This is a genomic window from Pseudomonas sp. Bc-h (genome assembly GCF_002080045.1).
Classification (GTDB): Bacteria; Pseudomonadota; Gammaproteobacteria; order Pseudomonadales; family Pseudomonadaceae; genus Aquipseudomonas.
Genome location: NZ_MUIN01000015.1, coordinates 154,695 through 171,884, shown reverse-complemented (window position 1 = coordinate 171,884; position 17,190 = coordinate 154,695). Strand labels below are relative to the sequence as shown.

Sequence of the window (17,190 nt, the reverse complement as noted above, 5' to 3'; positions counted from 1 at the left end):
GACTGTCGCATTAATGTCACATTGCGAGATTAGGCTCCGTCGACATAATTAGTAACACCTCAAATCCCGCAGCAGGAGCCGTGATGAGCGACAAAAAACAAAATCCCGCCAACGAGAACTCCACCGATTCACCTACTGATTCCAGCCGTCGCCGCTTCCTCGGTGGCGTTGCCGTGCTTGGCGCGGGCGCGACGTTAAGCAGCGTGGTCGCCGCCAGCGAGTCGGCAGGTGGCGGCCAGCCCACCGCCCTTGAAACCACCCTCAGCGGTCCGGAACTGGACGTGGCGCTGCAGGACAACGTCAAGACCATCGTGGTGATTTACGGCGAGAACCGCAGTTTCAACAACCTGTTCGCCAACTTCCCCGGAGTGGAAAAACCCCTGTCGGCAGTCAAGCCAGAAAATTATCGCCAGCGTGATCGTGACGGCAAAGTGTTGGAAAACCTGCCGCAATGTTGGGGTGGCATCTGCCAGGTCGGCCCGCAAAACGTCGACGGCGTGACCTACGCCACCGGCGTGCAATACCAGGAAAACCTGCCCAATGCGCCGTACGCCCTCAAAGGCCCAAGCGGAGAAGACCTGCCGCTGAGTGTCGTGACCCGCGATCTGTGGCACGTGTTCTACCAGAACCAGATGCAGATCAACGGCGGCAAGAACGACGGTTTCGTCGCCTGGGCTGACTCGGGCAGCCTGACCATGGGCCATTACGGCCAAGCCCAATATTCCCTGCGCCTGTGGGACGTCGCCAAAGAGTTCGTGCTCTGCGACAACTTCTTCCAGGGGGCTTTCGGCGGCTCGTTCCTCAATCACCAGTATCTGGTGTCGGCCAAAGTGCCGTTCTATCCCGACGCGGTCAATTCACCCGCCAAATCGCAAATTGCCACGCTGGAAAGCGACGACCCACTGGAGACTCGTCTCAAGCCGCTGGAGAAATCCCCGGCCAGCGCCATGACGGGTCCACCCCAATTCGGCCCCAGCCTGCTGACCCCGGATGGCTACGCGGTCAACACCATGGCCCCGCCCTACTGGCCGACCTGGTTGCGCGACAAGGACAACCCCGACTATTCACAACCGAACCTGGCCAACGTACTGGTGCCGCAGACCCACGACCACATCGGCGACAAGCTGTCGAAGAAGAACGTCGACTGGGCCTGGTACTCGGGCGCCTGGCAGGTGACGCTGGACGCCTACAAGGACTCGGCGGGCATTCCCAAGATTCCGAACTTTCAGTACCACCACCAGCCGCTGAACTACTTCAAGCGCCTTGGCCCGGAAAACCCTGCCGAGCGTAACAAGCACCTGCGCGACGGCGGCCTGGGCGATGAATCGGCGACCAACAAATTCCTCGCCGACGCTGAAGCGGGCAAGCTGCCTGCGGTGACCTTCTACAAACCCCAGGGCAACCTGAACATGCACGCCGGTTACGCCGACGTCGCTGCCGGGGATCGCCACATCGACCGCGCTGTGAAGGTTCTGCGCAACAGCCCGCAATGGAAAAACATGGTGATCGTGGTGACCGTCGACGAGAACGGTGGCTGGTGGGACCACGTGGCGCCGCCAAAAGGCGATCGCTGGGGGCCGGGCACACGCATTCCGGCCATCGTCATCTCGCCGTTCGCGCGCAAGGGCACGGTAGACCACACCGTCTACGACACGGCCTCGATCCTGCGCCTGATCACCCGCGTGCATGGCCTGGAAAAACTCGATGGCATCGTCGAACGCGACAATGCCATGGTGGCGCGCGGCCAGGCGCCAATGGGCGATCTGACCAACGCACTGCATTTCCCTGCCTGAGTAAAATGAGCATTGCAGAGCGTCGCCGAGACGTTCTGCAACGCTTGCCGCGTTGACCCGTTGCACCCTTTTATATTCCTTTCAGGACTCAACTCATCCTGCAAGGACGCAACACCATGAACGCGACAACAGCCACTTACGTTCCGCAATACCGCACCACCACCGAATTCCTCGTCGTGCACTGTTCAGCCACCCGCCCTACCCAGGACATCGGCGTACGGGAAGTCACCCAATGGCATCGTCAGCGCGGGTTCGACACCGTGGGTTATCACTACGTCATCCGCCGCAACGGCGAGGTGGAAACCGGTCGCCCGGAAACCGCCATTGGCGCCCACGTCAAAGGGCACAACGCACAATCTGTCGGCATTTGCCTGGTGGGCGGCATCAATGCGGCGGGCAAGCCGGAAAGCAACTTCACGCAGGCGCAATTCGAGGCTCTGAAAGAGCTGCTCGATCAACTGCAAACCCGCTATCCCAACGCTCGCATTCTCGGCCATCGCGACCTGTCACCCGACAAAAATGGCGACGGCAAAATCACCCCCAATGAATTCATCAAGGCGTGCCCGTCGTTCGACATTTCGACCTGGCTGAGAACCCAGTAACCCCAACCCAGACATGGCCTCTTCCGACCACACACATTCAGCGTGAATGAGCGGGGATCTGTGCATATACAGCGCTGTTTCGCCTCCTTAGAGTGGCTGCGTCCTACAGCACAATCAGGAGAGAGCCATGCCTCAGACGTTCAAGTTCCAGCAGGTCGATGTATTTTCCAGCGCGGCAACCGAAGGTAATCCGCTCGCGGTGGTGACCGGGGCCGACGATTTGTCCGACGCACAAATGGCCGCCTTCGCACGCTGGACCAACCTCAGTGAAACCACATTCCTGCTGAGTCCCAAGCACCCGGACGCCGATTACCGAGTGCGTATCTTCACCACTACCCGCGAGCTACCCTTCGCCGGCCACCCGACGCTGGGCAGTTGCTTCGTCTGGCTCGACAACGGTGGCATCGCCAAAGCCGATGAAGTGATTCAGGAATGCGGCGCGGGCCTGGTACGTATCCGCCGCGACGGCTCGCGTCTGGCGTTCGCTGCCCCGCCGCTGTTGCGCAGCGGCCCGGTTGAGCACGACATCCTGCAACGCCTCGCCACCGGGTTGGGCGTAAAGCCCGAGCAAATCGTCGGCAGCCAGTGGGCAGACAATGGGCCGGGCTGGGTCGCGGTCATGCTGGCCAGCCGTGAAGAAGTCCTGGCCATCCGCCCGGACTACGTCGCGCTCAAAGGCCTGAATGTAGGTATCGTCGCACCGTGGACCGGGCCTGACGCCGAAGCCGATTTCGAAGTTCGCGCGCTGACCGGTGACCTCAACGCAGAAGATCCCGTGACAGGAAGCCTGAATGCCACTCTCGCGCAATGGATGATTCCGGCGGGCCTTGCGCCGAGGAAATACACCGCTCGCCAGGGTACTGTACTGGGGCATCGCGGGCGGGTCAGTGTCGAACAGATTGGCGAGCGGATCTGGGTGGGTGGGGATGTGCAGAAGTGCGTTTCGGGGAGTGTGACGCTTTAAGTAGCAGTAGAATGCCGGTCCCGAAGTTTCGGTGCCGGCCTCATCCCCGGTCGCCCTGGTTCGAGAAAAAAGTTCTGTTGCTAGGAGTTCATTTAGCACTAAGCTTTTCGATGAGGTCTATCGCGTCTTTGAAAGTGATAATTTTAGACACGGCGTCATCGGGGACAGAAATCTCGAACTCCTCTTGCACACTTAGAACCAACTCAACTGAGCCCAGTGAGTCGGCATCTAAATCGTCAACGAAACTTGCTTCTGATACGATCTCTTCCGAATTTATCCCTAGCTGAGTGCTCACAATCTCGCGCATCTTAGTTTCGATTTCATTCCTGGTCATTTCACACCTCAGCGGTTAATTGGACTTATTAATCAAAGCCTATCCCACCGTGAATAAACCATTAGATGCATTCGAAATTAACGATATAGCGAACACCTCGGGATACGGCACTTCAAAGCGCGTCTTGAATTCGTGCTCGCGCCCTTCCAGATGCGCCTGCCAGATTCGGTCGACCACGTAGATATGATTGAGACAGCCGACCATGTTCTTGAACACGGTGACCCGCTCCCTGGTCGCTTCGCCCGGGGGAAGCGAGGCGACGCTGGTAAACATCTGTTCGTCCGCCCATTGTTTGTAATGCGCCAGCATGTGGGCGGTTCGCACGTTGATCATGATTGACCTCCTGAGCGCTGCCGGAGCGAGGAATGGTCAAGCAATGATAGTCCCTGTTTTCCGTGGGATTGGTCTATTTGAACAAGCGAAGACTCGCTGCGTATTCAGTTGTTCGCGCAAGGCACCGCTCCGACCTCAAGCACCTCGGCGCCCTCTCTTGGCAAACGAAGTGTGAGCATCGCCAGCAAAACCGCGATGAGGCCGATGGCAACGTACACGCCAACGAATGAGCCGTCGAAGCTCGCCAGCACGCCCGCACAGAAATTGCCGATCATGCCGCCGACGCCCTGCAGGATGTTGGCGACCCCGAAGATGGTCACCGCCAGCGCCGCACTGCTGGCCATCTTCGAGACGTATGCCGGAATCAGTCCGAAGATCGGATAGAACGCCACGGCAAACAGAACACCCGCCAGCAGTGGCCAGTAACCGACCGGATGCACGACGAAAATCAACGCTGCCCCCGCCACACAGGCATACACCAACAGCATCGCCGCTCGCAGGCCAGTGCGATCGGACAGCCAGCCCACGGCGAGGCCGGCGAACATGCCGACAAAACCGATGCTGGCCCAAATCTGCGCGGTGTAGGCCACGCCGAAATTCAGCTCCGTGCGCAGGTAGGACGACAGGTAATTCTGGAAAGGAAAGGTCGAGAAGCCGAGCAGAAAGTTCATGGTCCAGACCGTCAGCACCCAAGGCTGCATCAATGCCTTCTTGCCCATGCCAGCCTCGGATTCACGCTGTTCGGCCGCATCTGTATTTCTCTCGAACAACCGTGCACGGCTGAATACCACCATCACTGCGACTGACAATACGACGGTAATCAATCCAACGATCCACCACACCATGGGCCACTCGCCCCGGGGCGCATACAAAGGCACCAGCAGGCTGTTGATGAACACGCCATAACTGGTCCCGCTGGACACCAGCCCCATGGCCATGCCGCGATACTGGTAGGCAACGACGCGGGAAATCACATCGACCATCGGCACGAATACAGTCGCGGCAGTGCCCGCCAACACGGTCAGCAGCGCGCCGATCAGCACGATGTTGTGGGTCAGCGGAATCAGCAGCAGCGCTACCGCACAGACGGCACCGGAGCCGAAAATCACCCAGCCCCCACCGACCCGAGGCGTGAGCCAGGCCGCCAGCAGCGCACAGACCAGAAAGCCGAACTGCCCTGACGCGGTGATGGTGCCGACATAGGAAATGTCGAATCCCAGGCTGGCGCGCATATCCGGCACCAGTTGCGCGAAAAGGTAGATCCCGAAACCGAAGGTCGCGGCCACCAGGCCGGTCAGCAGCACCACAATCAGAATATTGATACGCATCGTCCGCTTCCTTTCTTGAAGGTGAGAAAAGAACAGGCGTTACGCAGGTTGCGCCGCCTGAATCAGCTCAGCGGCCAAACCCCGCGCCACCAGAAAGACGCTGTCATCGTTTTCCAGAGCGCCGGTGAGAAACGCCCCTTCCAACAGCAGGAACAATCGAGTGACCAGCGTCTGCAGATCGGAGAGTCCGGCCATTTCGGCGAGGTCCAACAGGTGCTGTTTCACGCCACGCTTGTGTCGATCCACCGCCAGGCGCACTGGATGAGCACGGTCCGGAAACTCCGCCGCCGAGTTCACGTACGGGCACCCACGCAACCCGCCTTCACGTAGCCACTGGCGGTGCAGATCGAACAGGCCCAACAACTTGTCGGCTGGCGCTTCGCTGGCCGCCATAGACTGCTGCACTGCCGCTTCCCAGCGCTCATTGCGCTTGTCGAGAAACGCCACGATCAGCTCGTCCTTGGACGCGAAGTGCGCGTACAGCGTCATCTTCGACATTCCGGCGAATTCGGCCACGGCCGCGATCCCGGTGGCGTTGATGCCGTCACGGAAAAACAGCGCGGAGGCAGCGTCGATCAGCTTTTGATGGTTGGCGGTGAAGTCTCGCGTCGTGGGCATGGGACGGTCCTTGAATCTAACTGTACTGACCGGTAAGGATAGACTCGTGACCAGGAAAAACCAGCACGGATTTATTCCCGCGACGAACGGAGGGCTACAGGAGGTAGCGAGTTACTGGCAGGGGAAGGCGTTCTTCAGCGCGGACACCACCAGCACTGACTCATTGAGATGCAGGCTCTGCGGGTGCTCTTCGAGGGCCTGAACAACGATGCGCATCGACTGAATCATCGGGATCCCGCCTTCGGGTACGCAGACCAGCTTCGGCGTGCCTCCGGCTTCATGAAAGAGGTCCAGAGTATCCATGGTCGCCTGCAACACGCCCACGCAATGGCCAATCCCTACCGGATTTTTGGCCACCCCACCGCTCATGCTGGTGATGCCGTCCTTACATTCGAGCAGCAATTTGTTGCCATCGGCCAGGGCTACGGCGCTGAAGCACAACGCCAGCAACCCTGAAACCCCGGCAAAAAGCCTGATCATCAACGCAACCACAATTCCTTCACCGAATGATCCGAAGCCTTGCGCACCACCAGGCTCGCGCGCTCGCGCGTCGGCAGGATGTTTTCCAGAAGGTTCGGCCGGTTGATGTCGCCCCAGATCTTGCGCGCGGCATCCGGGGATTTTTCCGGCGGCAGGTCGGCGAGTTCACGGAAGTAGGCGCCGCGGGCGCGGAATGCTGTGCGTTGCAACATCAGGAAGCGCTCGACGTACCAGCGCTCGATGTCGCTTTCGTCGGCGTCCAGATAGATCGAGAAATCGAAGAAGTCCGAAACGATGCTGCCGGGTTTCTGGCCGTCGTTGCCTTCGGTCTGCAGCACGTTCAGGCCTTCGAAGATCAGGATGTCCGGCTGGCTGATCTTGACGAATTTGTCCGGCACGATGTCGTAACTGATGTGCGAGTAGACCGGCGCGCTGATTTCGGGAATGCCCGCCTTCAGGTCCGACAGAAAGGTGACCATGCGCTTGCGATCGTAGCTCTCCGGGAAGCCCTTGCGATGCATGATCCCGTCGCTGTTGAGCTTTGCGTTGGGGTGCAGAAAGCCGTCCGTGGTGACCAGATCGACCCGGGGGTGATCCGGCCAGCGCGCCATCAGCGCCTGCAATACCCGGGCGAAGGTGCTTTTGCCCACGGCAACGCTGCCCGCCACCGCCACCACATAGGTCTGTTTTTTCGCCGGACGCCCGAGGAAAGTGTCCTTGATGCTCGCCAGATTGCGCGCGGCACTGACATGCAGATTGATCAAACGGGACAAGGGGAGATAGATGTTGACGACATCTTCCAGGGAAATATCTTCGTTTACGCCTCGTAACGCCGCCAGGTCTTCTTCGGACAAAGTCAGCGGTGTGCTGGCACGCAGCCCCGCCCACTCCTTGCTGGTCATTACGAGATAGTCATCAGGCGCCATCTATAGCCTTCCAATCCGGGTGTCCGTGTCGACAATGGTGCGAAGACTATCTTATTGACCCAAAAACCGGGCAGATTTCTTTGATTTACCACGCATTATTGGCTGAATCGATGTAGCCCCAGCGCCTCAAAAAGCGCTGGATAACCGGGGTTGAAAGACGACTGATCAAGCGATTCGATACTCGATGGTCAAATGCGAGACCTCATGCACCACGCTCAGGCGCTCGCGAATCGCATCGGCGGTCACCTCGACTTTCGCCAACACACTGACAATCGCCGCGCGGGCATCTGGACCGACCTTCCAGACGTGCAAATCGGTAATCTGCACATCGCCGTCCGCTTGTAGCACGTCGCGAATTTCTTCGGCAACCTGATCGTCGGTGACATCCAGCAGCACGTTGGCGCTTTGCCTGATCAGGCCGACAGACCACTTGGCAATAACCGCCGCGCCGACAATACCCATCACCGGATCCAACCAGACCCACCCCAGATAACGCCCGGCCAGCAGGGCCGCGATGGCCAGCACCGACGTCAAGGCATCGGCCAGGACATGCACGTAGGCCGAACGCAGGTTGTTGTCCCCGCCATGGGAATGGCCATGGGCGTGACGATGGCCGTGATCATGATGGTCGTGTTGATGAGCGGGATGACCACCCGACAACACCAGCGCGCTGACGATATTGACCAGCAGGCCCACCACCGCGATCAGCGTTGCTTCGCCAAAGGCCACTTGCGTCGGTTGAAACAGACGGATCAGCGATTCCACGCCGATGCCCAGCGCCACCAGCATCAGGATCAACGCTGAAGCGAAGCCCGCCAGATCGCCGACCTTGCCGGTGCCGAAACTGAAACGACTGTTATTGGCGTTGCGCCGTGCGAACGAGTAGGCGGCCGCCGCAATCCCCAAGGCCCCGGCGTGAGTCGCCATGTGAAAGCCATCAGCCAGCAAGGCCATGGAGCCGGTCACATAACCGGCAGCGATTTCGCCAACCATCATCACCAATGTCAGTACCACTACCCATCGCGTGCGACGGGCATTGTCATCGTGAGAGGCGCTGAGGAAGACGTGTTCGTGGGAGTGATTCTTTGCAAGGGCCATAACGCCTCCTTATTTCGAATAGCGGCGAATGGCTTCGAGCAGATCGTCGAGACCTTGCGCCCGTTCCTCGTCGCTCAAGCCCGGATGAGCCACGTGCTCTCGCGCATGAGCCTCGATGATTTGATCCAGCAATCCATTGATCGCTCCACGCGTCGCTGCCACCAGATGCAACGTCTTGGCGCAGTCCGTATCGGACTCCAGGCCCCGCTCGATTGCCTGGACCTGGCCGGCGATGCGCCGGACGCGTTTGAGCAAATCGTCCTTCTCGGCGTGTAAATGCGCCATACCATACCCCCCCTACCTATATATCAAAGCATGATGGGCTTAAGTCGCTGCGCAAACAAGGCCGTTTTATCAGCCGCAAACACTGACATGGATCGTCAGCCAAATCTGTTACGGCACAGATTCCAGGAATCCCCCTACAAACTCCCCCCGCCTTCGCCTACATCGCCCAGCCTCACGGCCGCTCATCATGCGCCCCGCAGTTACGGCATTTTTCTGCCATGGGCAGGGGGAGTCGCTGCGTAAAGCCGGCTCCCCGCTGCCTCTCAAACCCTATCGAAAAATGGATTGACCCACCCATGACCGTAAAGCTCGAACTGATGACCGATGATCCCGAGGAAAGGCAACTGGCTGTCCGTTATTGGGCCATGACTGAAACCGGGGAGTTTGAGGAGAAAGTCATCGACCTCGTGCCATTCCGCCACATCACCCACAGCGGAACCCTTGCTGCCCATATTCGCCAACTATGCCGCGCCTACGACGAAAACCTGATCTGCCCCTATTGCGATGCGCCAATGGAGGTAAAAAGCCGCTCGGCGGTCAAAAAATATTTGCAGAAGTCCTACCACCCCTGCACTGACTGCGCAGACGCTCACGCACAGCAGAAACGTGCCGAGCAAGCAGCCGCCGCTGCTGCGCTGGAGTTGCAACTCAATGCGTATATCGATGGCCTTCCCAGCGGGCCAATCGAGTATGGGCAACTGAGCGATGACGAGGTGTTGCTGCTATTGGCACTGGATTTCGCGATATCGCCAAGGCTGACCAGCGAGGCTTTCAAGGTCAGCGATTGCAAGGCGTTGGCGCCGATGGACATCAAGCCGTTCATCGACAGGCTCAGGGCCAGCGGAATCCTTCGAGAATCGCCCCGCAGTGCGGCGCCGGACACCTACTTCCTGCGCGACGGAAAGTTGATGGTCAACACCCACCACATCCCCTACATCCTGACGCCGGACGCGCACTTCGGGCGAAGCGAAGAAGCGATGCAGGTGTTGCTGACCCGGGAATTTTCCGACAGTACTGCGCTGTTCAGTCTCTGGCTGGACTTCGCTTCAGCCGACGCCATGTGCTACCTGCTGGACAAATGCCGGGCGTTCGATCACGACCTCGATGAGAAGCAGTTGAACGAGATCAGAAGCACGCTGCGCAACAGTCTGAAGACTCACAGCGTGTCACAGATCTGGTTCGTGATCTGGAAGAACGTCAAGGACGCAGCCAGTCTGGCGAGGCTGGTGTATTACACCGAGGTGCGGGCGACGGCGACCATTCCCGGAAAGATCCGCCGCACCCTCGAAAAGATCGAGAAGGAAGGCACCGTCATTCGCAAATGGGACAGGCCTGACTATCAGCCAGCCGGCACACTGGGCATGCTATTCAACGAGCTGTTCGGCATTGACGAGGACACCCCGGGGGTCGAGGTACTGGAACGGTTGACGCTGTTGTTGCCAGATGATGCCGTCGACGACGAAGCACTGCCTCAAGCCGAGTCAGTGCGGCAACTGCTGTGCAACGCATTGGTGAGCGACACCGGCCCGGAGATGATGCACAAGTTCGCCACCCTTATTCGCGAGGGGATTGAAACTCATCGGGCGATCGCGGCCTTGTTGGGGAATGATCCGGCCCCTGCAGCCTAAATTGTCGCTCAACGCGCCCTAGCAGAGCCTGTCGGCTATCGACAGGCTCTGCGCCTGGCTATCGCGCTATCAGGCCGGTTCGTACGGCGGATAGTCGACATAACCCTTGGTGCCGCCACCGTAGTAGGTGTCACGGTCCGGAGCAGTCAACGGCCAGCCGTTTTTCAGGCGCGCCACCAGATCCGGGTTGGCAATGAACGGCTGCCCAAAACCGGCGAGGTCGATCAAGCCGGCGTCCAGCAGATCCTGCGCACGCTCAAGGGTCATGTCGCCGGCGAGAATCAGCGCGGTGTCGCCCAGTTGCGATTTGCAATGCTTCAGTAGTTCGCGCAGCGCCTGTTCCTGTTTTTCCGAACCTTCGGCGGCCAGGAAGAAGTGGGTCTGATCCATCACATGCACGTAGGCAATCCCCCGCTCGCCCATACCGGCACACAGCGCCGAGTAGGTTTCGTCGATCTGCGGGTAGATCGGCATGTCGAACAACTGGCCGTAGGGCGAAATACGAATGCCCACGCGGTTCGCGCCGATGCGGGCAACCACGGCGTCGACCACTTCAAACACGAAACGCAGGCGATCCTCCAGGGTCTTCGCCGAGTAACGATCGGTCCGGTCGTTGACCAGCGGGTTGAGGAACTGCTCGATCAGATAGCCGTTTGCACCGTGGATTTCCACGCCATCAAAACCCGCTGCAACGGCGTTGGCAGCGGCCTGAGCGAAATCTTCGACAACGCGGGCGACTTCATCGGTTTCCAGCGCGCGAGGTGTGGAAGTGGCAACGAAACCGGGCTCGCCGTTTTCGGTGTACCCAAAGGCAATCGCGCCTTGCGCCGGTTTGTCAGTGGAGCTGACCGGCGCCTTGCTGTTGTCCTGGATCGAGGTGTGGGAGACGCGACCCACGTGCCACAGCTGGGCGAACATTCGGCCGCCGACGCTGCGCACCGAATCGGTCACCAGTTTCCAGCCCTTGATCTGCGCTGATGTAAAGATGCCGGGGTTGAACAGGTAACCCTGCCCTTCGCGGGAAATCGGCGTGCCTTCGGAGACAATCAGGCCAGCGGTGCCACGTTGCGTGTAATGCAACGCGATCTGCTCGGTGGCGATGTCTTCAGGCGCTCGCGAACGGGTCATGGGGGCCATGACGAAGCGGTTGGTCAGGGTCAGGCCTTTGAGTGCGTAGGGGGCAAACAGGTCAATCATTGAATGCAGTCTCCAAATGGGCAGGGCGAGCGGTTCAGCGAACCTTTCAACGTTGCGCATAGGTTATTGGAGAATTTTGGTAACATTTAAGCCATTCACTACGAAGTGATGTGAATCCACGTCACCAATGAGCACCCGATGAACGCTTCCGACAACCTCAAAGGCATCGATGTATTCGTCCATGTGGCGAACATGGGCAGTTTTTCGGCTGCTGCCAAACGTCTGAACCTGACCAACTCGGCCGTCAGCAAAAGCATCGCGCGCCTTGAACAACGGCTGGGTACGCGACTGTTCAACCGCACCACGCGCCGGCTGGCACTGACCGACGCCGGGACGCAGTATTACCGCACCTGCGCCGAAGTACTGGGCTGCCTGGAAGAAGCCGAGCAGTCACTGAAATCCGAAAACGCCGGGCCCCACGGTAAAGTCCGGCTGGACCTCCCCGCATCCTTCGGCCGTCTGCATGTACTGCCACTGCTGCTGGAGTTTTTGCGCGAACATCCCCTGCTGCTGCCGCATATCACCTTCTCCGACCGCTTCATCGATCTGGTGGACCAAGGCATCGACATTGTCGTGCGCATCGGCACCCCGGACGCCTGGCCTGCGCTGCTGGGCCATAGATTCCTCGGCGCTCAGCGGCTGGTGTTCTGCGCCACACCCGCGTACCTCGCCGCCCACGGCACTCCCGCTACGGCACAAGAACTCGAGCAGCATGCGTGCGTGCTCTATGGGCATGACGACGGTGCCGTAACGCCCTGGTCGGTCGCAGGAGAACAAGGCAACGTCGACCGCCACGTCATGCCCGGCCGCATCGCCATTGGCGACGGCGAAGGCCAACTCATGGCCGCGTTGGCAAGCCTGGGCATCACCCAACTGCCGACCTGGCTGGTGGAGCGCCACCTGCGAAGCGGCGAACTGATCGAAGTCCTTCCTCACCTTGCGGTGCAGAGCTTGCCCATCAACCTCATCTGGCTGAAGAGCCGACAGAACCTGCCGAAAGTGCGCGCGCTGCTGGAGGTGCTGGGGGCGGGTTTGACGCCTGAGGGGAGGATGTGTGGGGAGACCACGTCCGGGGAGTGATGCCGGCCTGGACGTTCAGCGAGAGAGCCACCACCGCATCGCTGAAAGCCCACAAATAAATGGAACTCCTGATCGCACTCTGGTGACAAATCGCCATCATCACTGACGTCACCAGAGGCGTTCCTTCATGCGGCTTGAATCGTTAGCCATCCGACTGCTCAGCACCCTCACCGACGGCGCAACGTGCAGAGTCAATCCGCTGGACTTCACCGCCCTGCTCTATCTCAGGGATCGCGGCTATGCGGATGTGTCGGTCAAGGATGGATGTGTGGTGGCGGAGCGCACGGCTGAGGGGAAGCAGTTTGCGAGTGAGCGTGGGGGACGTGTTTGAAATCGAGCAGGCGACACTCATCGGTCGATGAATCGGGTTGCCTGGGGTATTGGATATTTTGTGGAACAGAACTCGTCGAGAATTGGCGAGCTAGAGATTGGAGGCAACCCCACCAGCCACACCCCGGCACACAATGTTCCCGCTGTGGCTGCTTCCTTCCGGATCTGACCAGGTTCACGGGTAATCGTTGCGGGGGGACCGATGGGGTCACCATAACGACACTCGCCAGTCGGCGAGCCGCGCCATTGTACCGGTCTGGCGCGAAGTTACAACCTCTGGTTTCAGATAAAAAATCTGATGGGCTTCAGTCACTTGCACATGGGGCCGACAACCCGGCATGGTGTCGCTCATGAACGCCCTACTGATCAAACATGAGCAGCTATCGCCCCGGCAGCACGATGAACTGCTCGGCATCGAACTGTCGCGCGCGCAAAGGGTGCTGATCGGAGATATCCATGGCGCATTGCACGCGTTGGGCGCAAAACCTGTTTGCGACATTCAGGGCTATGCGTTGCTGGTGGATGGGATCCCACGGGGCTTTTTTCTACTCAAACGCAGGTCGCTGCTGCCACGCTGGGCCCTTGGGCACACCGCTACGTTGCACGCGCTGATGATCGATCAAAGGTTTCAGCGGCTGGGACTTGGCAGGCGCTGCGTGGAAATGCTGCCAGATCTGGTTCGCGACCTATGGCCTGAGGTCACGCAACTCATGTTGGCGGTAGACCCGGACAATCTGGCGGCGCATTCACTGTATCGGGCGCTGGGCTGGCTTGATGCTGGTGACGCGGATCGGTCGGCAACGGGGTTCGAGCGCCGAATGGTGTTGAAACTTGATTAGCGAGACAGCGTTGCGGGACGTCAAGACGGTGGTGATTGGGGAGATCGTCTGCGCCGGCAAGCCGAACTGCTACGGATCATCCGTGGCTGCGAGCATCATCAGCCACCCAGCGCCCGCAGCTGCCTGACCTTTGCGCTGCGCTCGCCATTCATCCAGTGTTCCAGCGCGCTGGCGCTCATGGGCCGTGCCACCAGATACCCCTGCACTTCATGACAGCCGAGCTGGCAGAGGATTTCGTAGACCTTTTCGGTCTCCGCCCCTTCTGCAACCACTCGATAACCCAGACGCCGGGCGAGGTCGACGATGGCTTCCACCAGACGGCGGTCCTTTTCGATGACGTCGATGTTTTGCACCAATGACTTGTCGAGCTTCACGGTGGTTGCAGGCAGTTGGCGCAGGTAGGTCCAGTTGCTGTAGCCGGTGCCGAAGTCATCGATGGCGATGTCGATGTCCAGCGCACGCAGGCGTTCGAGTTGCTGGCGGGTGATGTCGGGATTGTCGCAGAGCGCGCTTTCGGTGAACTCGAGTTCGAAGCGGCCTGGATCGAGGCCGCTGATTGCCAGTTGATCGAACAGCGCATCGCTGAATTGTGAGTTGGCGAGGTCGAGGGCTGAGACGTTCATCGCCACCTTGAAGGCGTAGCCTTGCTCCTGCCAGCGGCGCGCCTGTTCCACCGCATTGCGCAACACCCAGAGGCTCAGGGTTCGAATCAGCGCGGTCTTCTCCGCCAGTGGAATGAATTCCGCCGGACTGATCGGCCCCAACACCGGATGCTGCCAACGCAGCAGCGCTTCGACGGTGACGATGCGCCCGGTGCCGACTTCGAGCCGTGGCTGAAACACCAGCGACAGCTGATCGGTACTGCGCACGGCATCGGCCAGTGATGCGAGCAACAGGAATGCCCGCTGCTGAGCGAAGTCCAGATGTGGCTCGTACCAGCGCCAGCCGGTGGCCTTGCCACGAGCCTCATCGGCAGCGCTCACGACCAGACGAATCCAGTCCTTTTCATCGCAACGCCCAAGGCCCAATGGCAGTACGCCGATGCCGACGTCCATCTGGATCGGGATGTTGCGGCATATCAGCGGGTCCTGAAAATGCTTGATCAGTTTGCGGAACAACTGCTCGGCCTGCTCCGGGCCGGTATGCCGGGTGAGCAGTGCGATCCGCGTCGGGCTGACCTTGTACAAGGCGGTGTCGGCGGGCAATTGCTCGCGACAGCTGTCGATCATGCAGCGCACCAGCTCTTGGGCGAAGTTGTAGCCCAATGCCTTGATGATGCTGTCGAGGAATACCGGATTGACCATGTCCAGCGCCACCAACGCGTGTTCGTCGCGGTCGGCCAGCGCGAGGATGTCCTCTTCCAGACGCAGACGATTGAACAGTCCGGTGGGCTGGTCGACGTAGCTCGCCTTGCGCAGGTTATTCAGGCGTTTCATGACCAGTTGCCCGTACATCTCGAGCATCGTGATGTCACGCAACTCCAGGGGCGCACGAGGCTTGTTGTCGATGATGCACAGGGTGCCGAGGGCCAGGCCGTCGGCAGTCACCAGCGGTACACCCGCGTAGAAGCGAATGTGCGGCTCCCCTTCCACAAGAGGGTTGTCGCGAAAGCGCGGGTCGAGACGCGCGTCAGGCACCTGAAACACTTCGTGGGTGAGAATCGAGTAGGCGCAGAACGAAATTTCCCGGGGCGTCTCTCGCTCGTCCAGCCCTGTGCCCGCGCGAAACCATTGCCGGTGCTCACTGACGATGGAGACCAGCGCAATCGGCACTTCGAAGTAGTGGGCAACCATGTCGACGATGTGATCCAGCACTTCGTCGGCGCCCGAGTCGAGCAGGCCCATGTGAGTGATGCGGGAAAGCCGCGAGGCTTCGTTCAACGGAAATGGAGCGCTATTGGCCATCTGCAAAGTCCCTGTACAACTGCTCTACGCCAGTAGTATCAAAACGATATTGTTAGGCAAAGTAGCATTGGATCCTTCCCCTTGCAGGCATTCGCAGACCGGCGGTGATGACAGATCCCCTGCATCAAAGTTGCAGAGTAAATGTCACCACCCTTCAAGTGAATGGCTCACTGCACCTGCAGCACTTCATCTGCCTTGCCGCCTGCGCCCTGAATGACCAAATGGATGAAATGCAGCTTGGTGATCACCGCAGGTGGCAACACGAACGGGTAAAAGTCCGGCTGGCCCATGGCACGAGAAAGTTCGTTGAGCATGCCGGCCAGTTCGATCCAGGCATTGACGAACGCGAGGAAGGAGGGCCCGCCAGGATGCTGCGGGTCATAGAGGGTTTCCAGCTCGAAAGGCTGGTAATCCAGGTCCATGTCCCGTGCACTCATACCCAGGCTCAGGGCGGTGTCGACGGCGTCCATCATGTGTAGGTAATGGGCCCAGGTTTCAGCCCAGTCCTCCCAGGGATGCATGGTGGCGTAGGCGCTGACGTAATGCTGCTGCCAGTCGGCGGGAGCACCATTCTGGTAGTGGTGCTCAAGGGCATCGGCGTAGCTGGCGCGGTCGTCGCCGAACAGATTGCGGAAGCCATCCTGCCAATAGGTGTTAGCAATCAGACGATCCCAGTAGTAATGCCCGACTTCATGACGCAAATGTCCGAGCAGCGTGCGATAGGGTTCGTGCATCTGCACGCGAACTTTCTCACGGATGGCGTCGTCAGCCTCCTCCACGTTCAAGGTGATCAAACCGTTGGCGTGGCCGGTAGTGGGCAGGTTGCCTTCCAGATCGACGCCAAGAAATTCGAAGGCCAGACCCCGCTCCTCATCGACAGTCTTGGGAATGACCTGCAAACCCAGGGTGATCAATTGCGCGACCAGTCGGCGTTTGGCGATTTCGATCTTGCGCCAGCGCTCGGGGTTCTCGGGAACGGAAAGGTCAGGGATGGTTTTGTTGAGGCTACAGGCGACGCAGAATTCTCCGGCATTGAGTGCCGGAAACAGCCAGTTGCAGGCAGCGGGCGTGTCGAGGTTGGCGCAGCGTCGATATAGGCCAGCCTGCGGGTCGTCGCTCAGGCGCCAGGTGTTGATATCCGGGCCCGGCTCCAGCGCCGCGATCTTGCTCTGCTCGGGGAGATAGCCAAGGGCTGCCGAACAGGCCAGGCACTGGCTGTTGCGAAAGAACACCGACTGCCCACAGCGGCATTGCCAGACCTTGCTGTTGCGCTTGCTCTCACCGGCGAACGGCGCCGCGATCCTTGTGCTGAGTTGTTCGAAGAACTGGAACATGGCCATCTCCTGAGTGGGCTGCAAGCACTAGATCGTTGGGGGGTGTGGGGGTTCCGTGGATTATCGGCGGGTTGTCGGCGCGGACACAAAATGTGAGGTGATGCATCGCCTGCCAGA

The 17,190-nt window shown here is 59.7% G+C and carries 18 protein-coding genes and 1 other RNA gene; 7 read left to right on the top strand and 12 right to left on the bottom strand.

Features of this window, described 5'->3' with window-relative positions; all coding sequences use genetic code 11:
* The first annotated feature begins 83 nt into the window (after positions 1-83).
* The 3 genes from BWR59_RS27930 to BWR59_RS27920 all read left to right on the top strand — a co-directional run bounded on the left by BWR59_RS27930 (position 84) and on the right by BWR59_RS27920 (position 3,359).
* Positions 84-1,793: an acid phosphatase gene (locus BWR59_RS27930; protein ID WP_081568925.1), complete on the top strand. Its 1,710-nt coding sequence runs from the start codon at positions 84-86 to the stop codon at positions 1,791-1,793.
* Between the two features lie 116 nt (positions 1,794-1,909).
* The gene (locus BWR59_RS27925) at positions 1,910-2,395 is read left to right on the top strand and encodes an N-acetylmuramoyl-L-alanine amidase (RefSeq protein ID WP_081568924.1); all 486 of its coding nucleotides are present in this window, start codon (positions 1,910-1,912) and stop codon (positions 2,393-2,395) included.
* 127 nt (positions 2,396-2,522) lie between these two features.
* The gene (locus tag BWR59_RS27920) at positions 2,523-3,359 is read left to right on the top strand and encodes a PhzF family phenazine biosynthesis protein (RefSeq protein ID WP_081568923.1); all 837 of its coding nucleotides are present in this window, start codon (positions 2,523-2,525) and stop codon (positions 3,357-3,359) included.
* Between the two features lie 88 nt (positions 3,360-3,447).
* Here BWR59_RS27920 and acpP read toward each other — a convergent pair whose 3' ends face one another.
* The 8 genes from acpP to BWR59_RS27880 all read right to left on the bottom strand — a co-directional run bounded on the left by acpP (position 3,448) and on the right by BWR59_RS27880 (position 8,761).
* Complete coding sequence (gene acpP / locus BWR59_RS27915) at positions 3,448-3,693, bottom strand: acyl carrier protein (RefSeq protein ID WP_081568922.1); 246 nt, start codon at positions 3,691-3,693, stop codon at positions 3,448-3,450.
* Between the two features lie 39 nt (positions 3,694-3,732).
* Positions 3,733-4,026: a DinB family protein gene (locus BWR59_RS27910; protein WP_081568921.1), complete on the bottom strand. Its 294-nt coding sequence runs from the start codon at positions 4,024-4,026 to the stop codon at positions 3,733-3,735.
* Positions 4,027-4,130: 104 nt separating this feature from the next.
* Complete coding sequence (locus tag BWR59_RS27905; RefSeq protein ID WP_081568920.1) at positions 4,131-5,354, bottom strand: MFS transporter; 1,224 nt, start codon at positions 5,352-5,354, stop codon at positions 4,131-4,133.
* Between the two features lie 39 nt (positions 5,355-5,393).
* Complete coding sequence (locus BWR59_RS27900; protein ID WP_081568919.1) at positions 5,394-5,972, bottom strand: TetR/AcrR family transcriptional regulator; 579 nt, start codon at positions 5,970-5,972, stop codon at positions 5,394-5,396.
* A gap of 111 nt (positions 5,973-6,083) precedes the next feature.
* A complete protein-coding gene (locus tag BWR59_RS27895) occupies positions 6,084-6,452 on the bottom strand; it encodes a Rap1a/Tai family immunity protein (protein ID WP_081568918.1) in 369 nt (122 codons plus the stop codon).
* A complete protein-coding gene (gene coaA, locus BWR59_RS27890) occupies positions 6,452-7,378 on the bottom strand; it encodes a type I pantothenate kinase (protein ID WP_081568917.1) in 927 nt (308 codons plus the stop codon). Before coaA ends, BWR59_RS27895 begins: the two co-directional genes overlap by 1 nt.
* Positions 7,379-7,543: 165 nt before the next feature.
* A complete protein-coding gene (gene dmeF, locus BWR59_RS27885; RefSeq protein WP_081568916.1) occupies positions 7,544-8,476 on the bottom strand; it encodes a CDF family Co(II)/Ni(II) efflux transporter DmeF in 933 nt (310 codons plus the stop codon).
* 9 nt (positions 8,477-8,485) lie between these two features.
* Positions 8,486-8,761 carry a metal/formaldehyde-sensitive transcriptional repressor gene (locus BWR59_RS27880; protein WP_081568915.1) on the bottom strand — a complete coding sequence of 92 codons (276 nt, stop codon included), beginning with the start codon at positions 8,759-8,761 and terminating at the stop codon, positions 8,486-8,488.
* A gap of 296 nt (positions 8,762-9,057) precedes the next feature.
* On the opposite strand from BWR59_RS27880, the gene BWR59_RS27875 reads away from it, so the two are divergent.
* Positions 9,058-10,389: a hypothetical protein gene (locus tag BWR59_RS27875; RefSeq protein WP_081568914.1), complete on the top strand. Its 1,332-nt coding sequence runs from the start codon at positions 9,058-9,060 to the stop codon at positions 10,387-10,389.
* 69 nt (positions 10,390-10,458) lie between these two features.
* Here BWR59_RS27875 and BWR59_RS27870 read toward each other — a convergent pair whose 3' ends face one another.
* On the bottom strand, positions 10,459-11,586 hold the full coding sequence (locus BWR59_RS27870) for an alkene reductase (RefSeq protein ID WP_143490968.1): 1,128 nt from the start codon (positions 11,584-11,586) through the stop codon (positions 10,459-10,461).
* A gap of 138 nt (positions 11,587-11,724) precedes the next feature.
* Between BWR59_RS27870 and BWR59_RS27865 the strand changes: the two genes are divergently transcribed.
* Together BWR59_RS27865 and BWR59_RS27860 are read left to right on the top strand one after the other, a co-directional pair.
* Positions 11,725-12,666 carry a LysR family transcriptional regulator gene (locus BWR59_RS27865; RefSeq protein WP_081568913.1) on the top strand — a complete coding sequence of 314 codons (942 nt, stop codon included), beginning with the start codon at positions 11,725-11,727 and terminating at the stop codon, positions 12,664-12,666.
* Positions 12,667-12,793: 127 nt separating this feature from the next.
* Positions 12,794-12,997 carry a hypothetical protein gene (locus BWR59_RS27860; RefSeq protein WP_081568912.1) on the top strand — a complete coding sequence of 68 codons (204 nt, stop codon included), beginning with the start codon at positions 12,794-12,796 and terminating at the stop codon, positions 12,995-12,997.
* A gap of 107 nt (positions 12,998-13,104) precedes the next feature.
* On the opposite strand, the gene ffs is transcribed toward BWR59_RS27860, so the two are convergent.
* An RNA gene (gene ffs / locus BWR59_RS27855) (signal recognition particle sRNA small type) lies at positions 13,105-13,201 on the bottom strand.
* A gap of 145 nt (positions 13,202-13,346) precedes the next feature.
* On the opposite strand from ffs, the gene BWR59_RS27850 reads away from it, so the two are divergent.
* On the top strand, positions 13,347-13,835 hold the full coding sequence (locus tag BWR59_RS27850; protein WP_081568911.1) for a GNAT family N-acetyltransferase: 489 nt from the start codon (positions 13,347-13,349) through the stop codon (positions 13,833-13,835).
* Between the two features lie 98 nt (positions 13,836-13,933).
* On the opposite strand, the gene BWR59_RS27845 is transcribed toward BWR59_RS27850, so the two are convergent.
* Complete coding sequence (locus BWR59_RS27845; RefSeq protein WP_081568910.1) at positions 13,934-15,739, bottom strand: GGDEF and EAL domain-containing protein; 1,806 nt, start codon at positions 15,737-15,739, stop codon at positions 13,934-13,936.
* Between the two features lie 167 nt (positions 15,740-15,906).
* Positions 15,907-17,073 (bottom strand): putative zinc-binding peptidase, encoded by a 1,167-nt coding sequence (locus BWR59_RS27840; RefSeq protein WP_081568909.1) that lies wholly within the window; start codon positions 17,071-17,073, stop codon positions 15,907-15,909.
* Positions 17,074-17,190 lie beyond the last annotated feature (117 nt).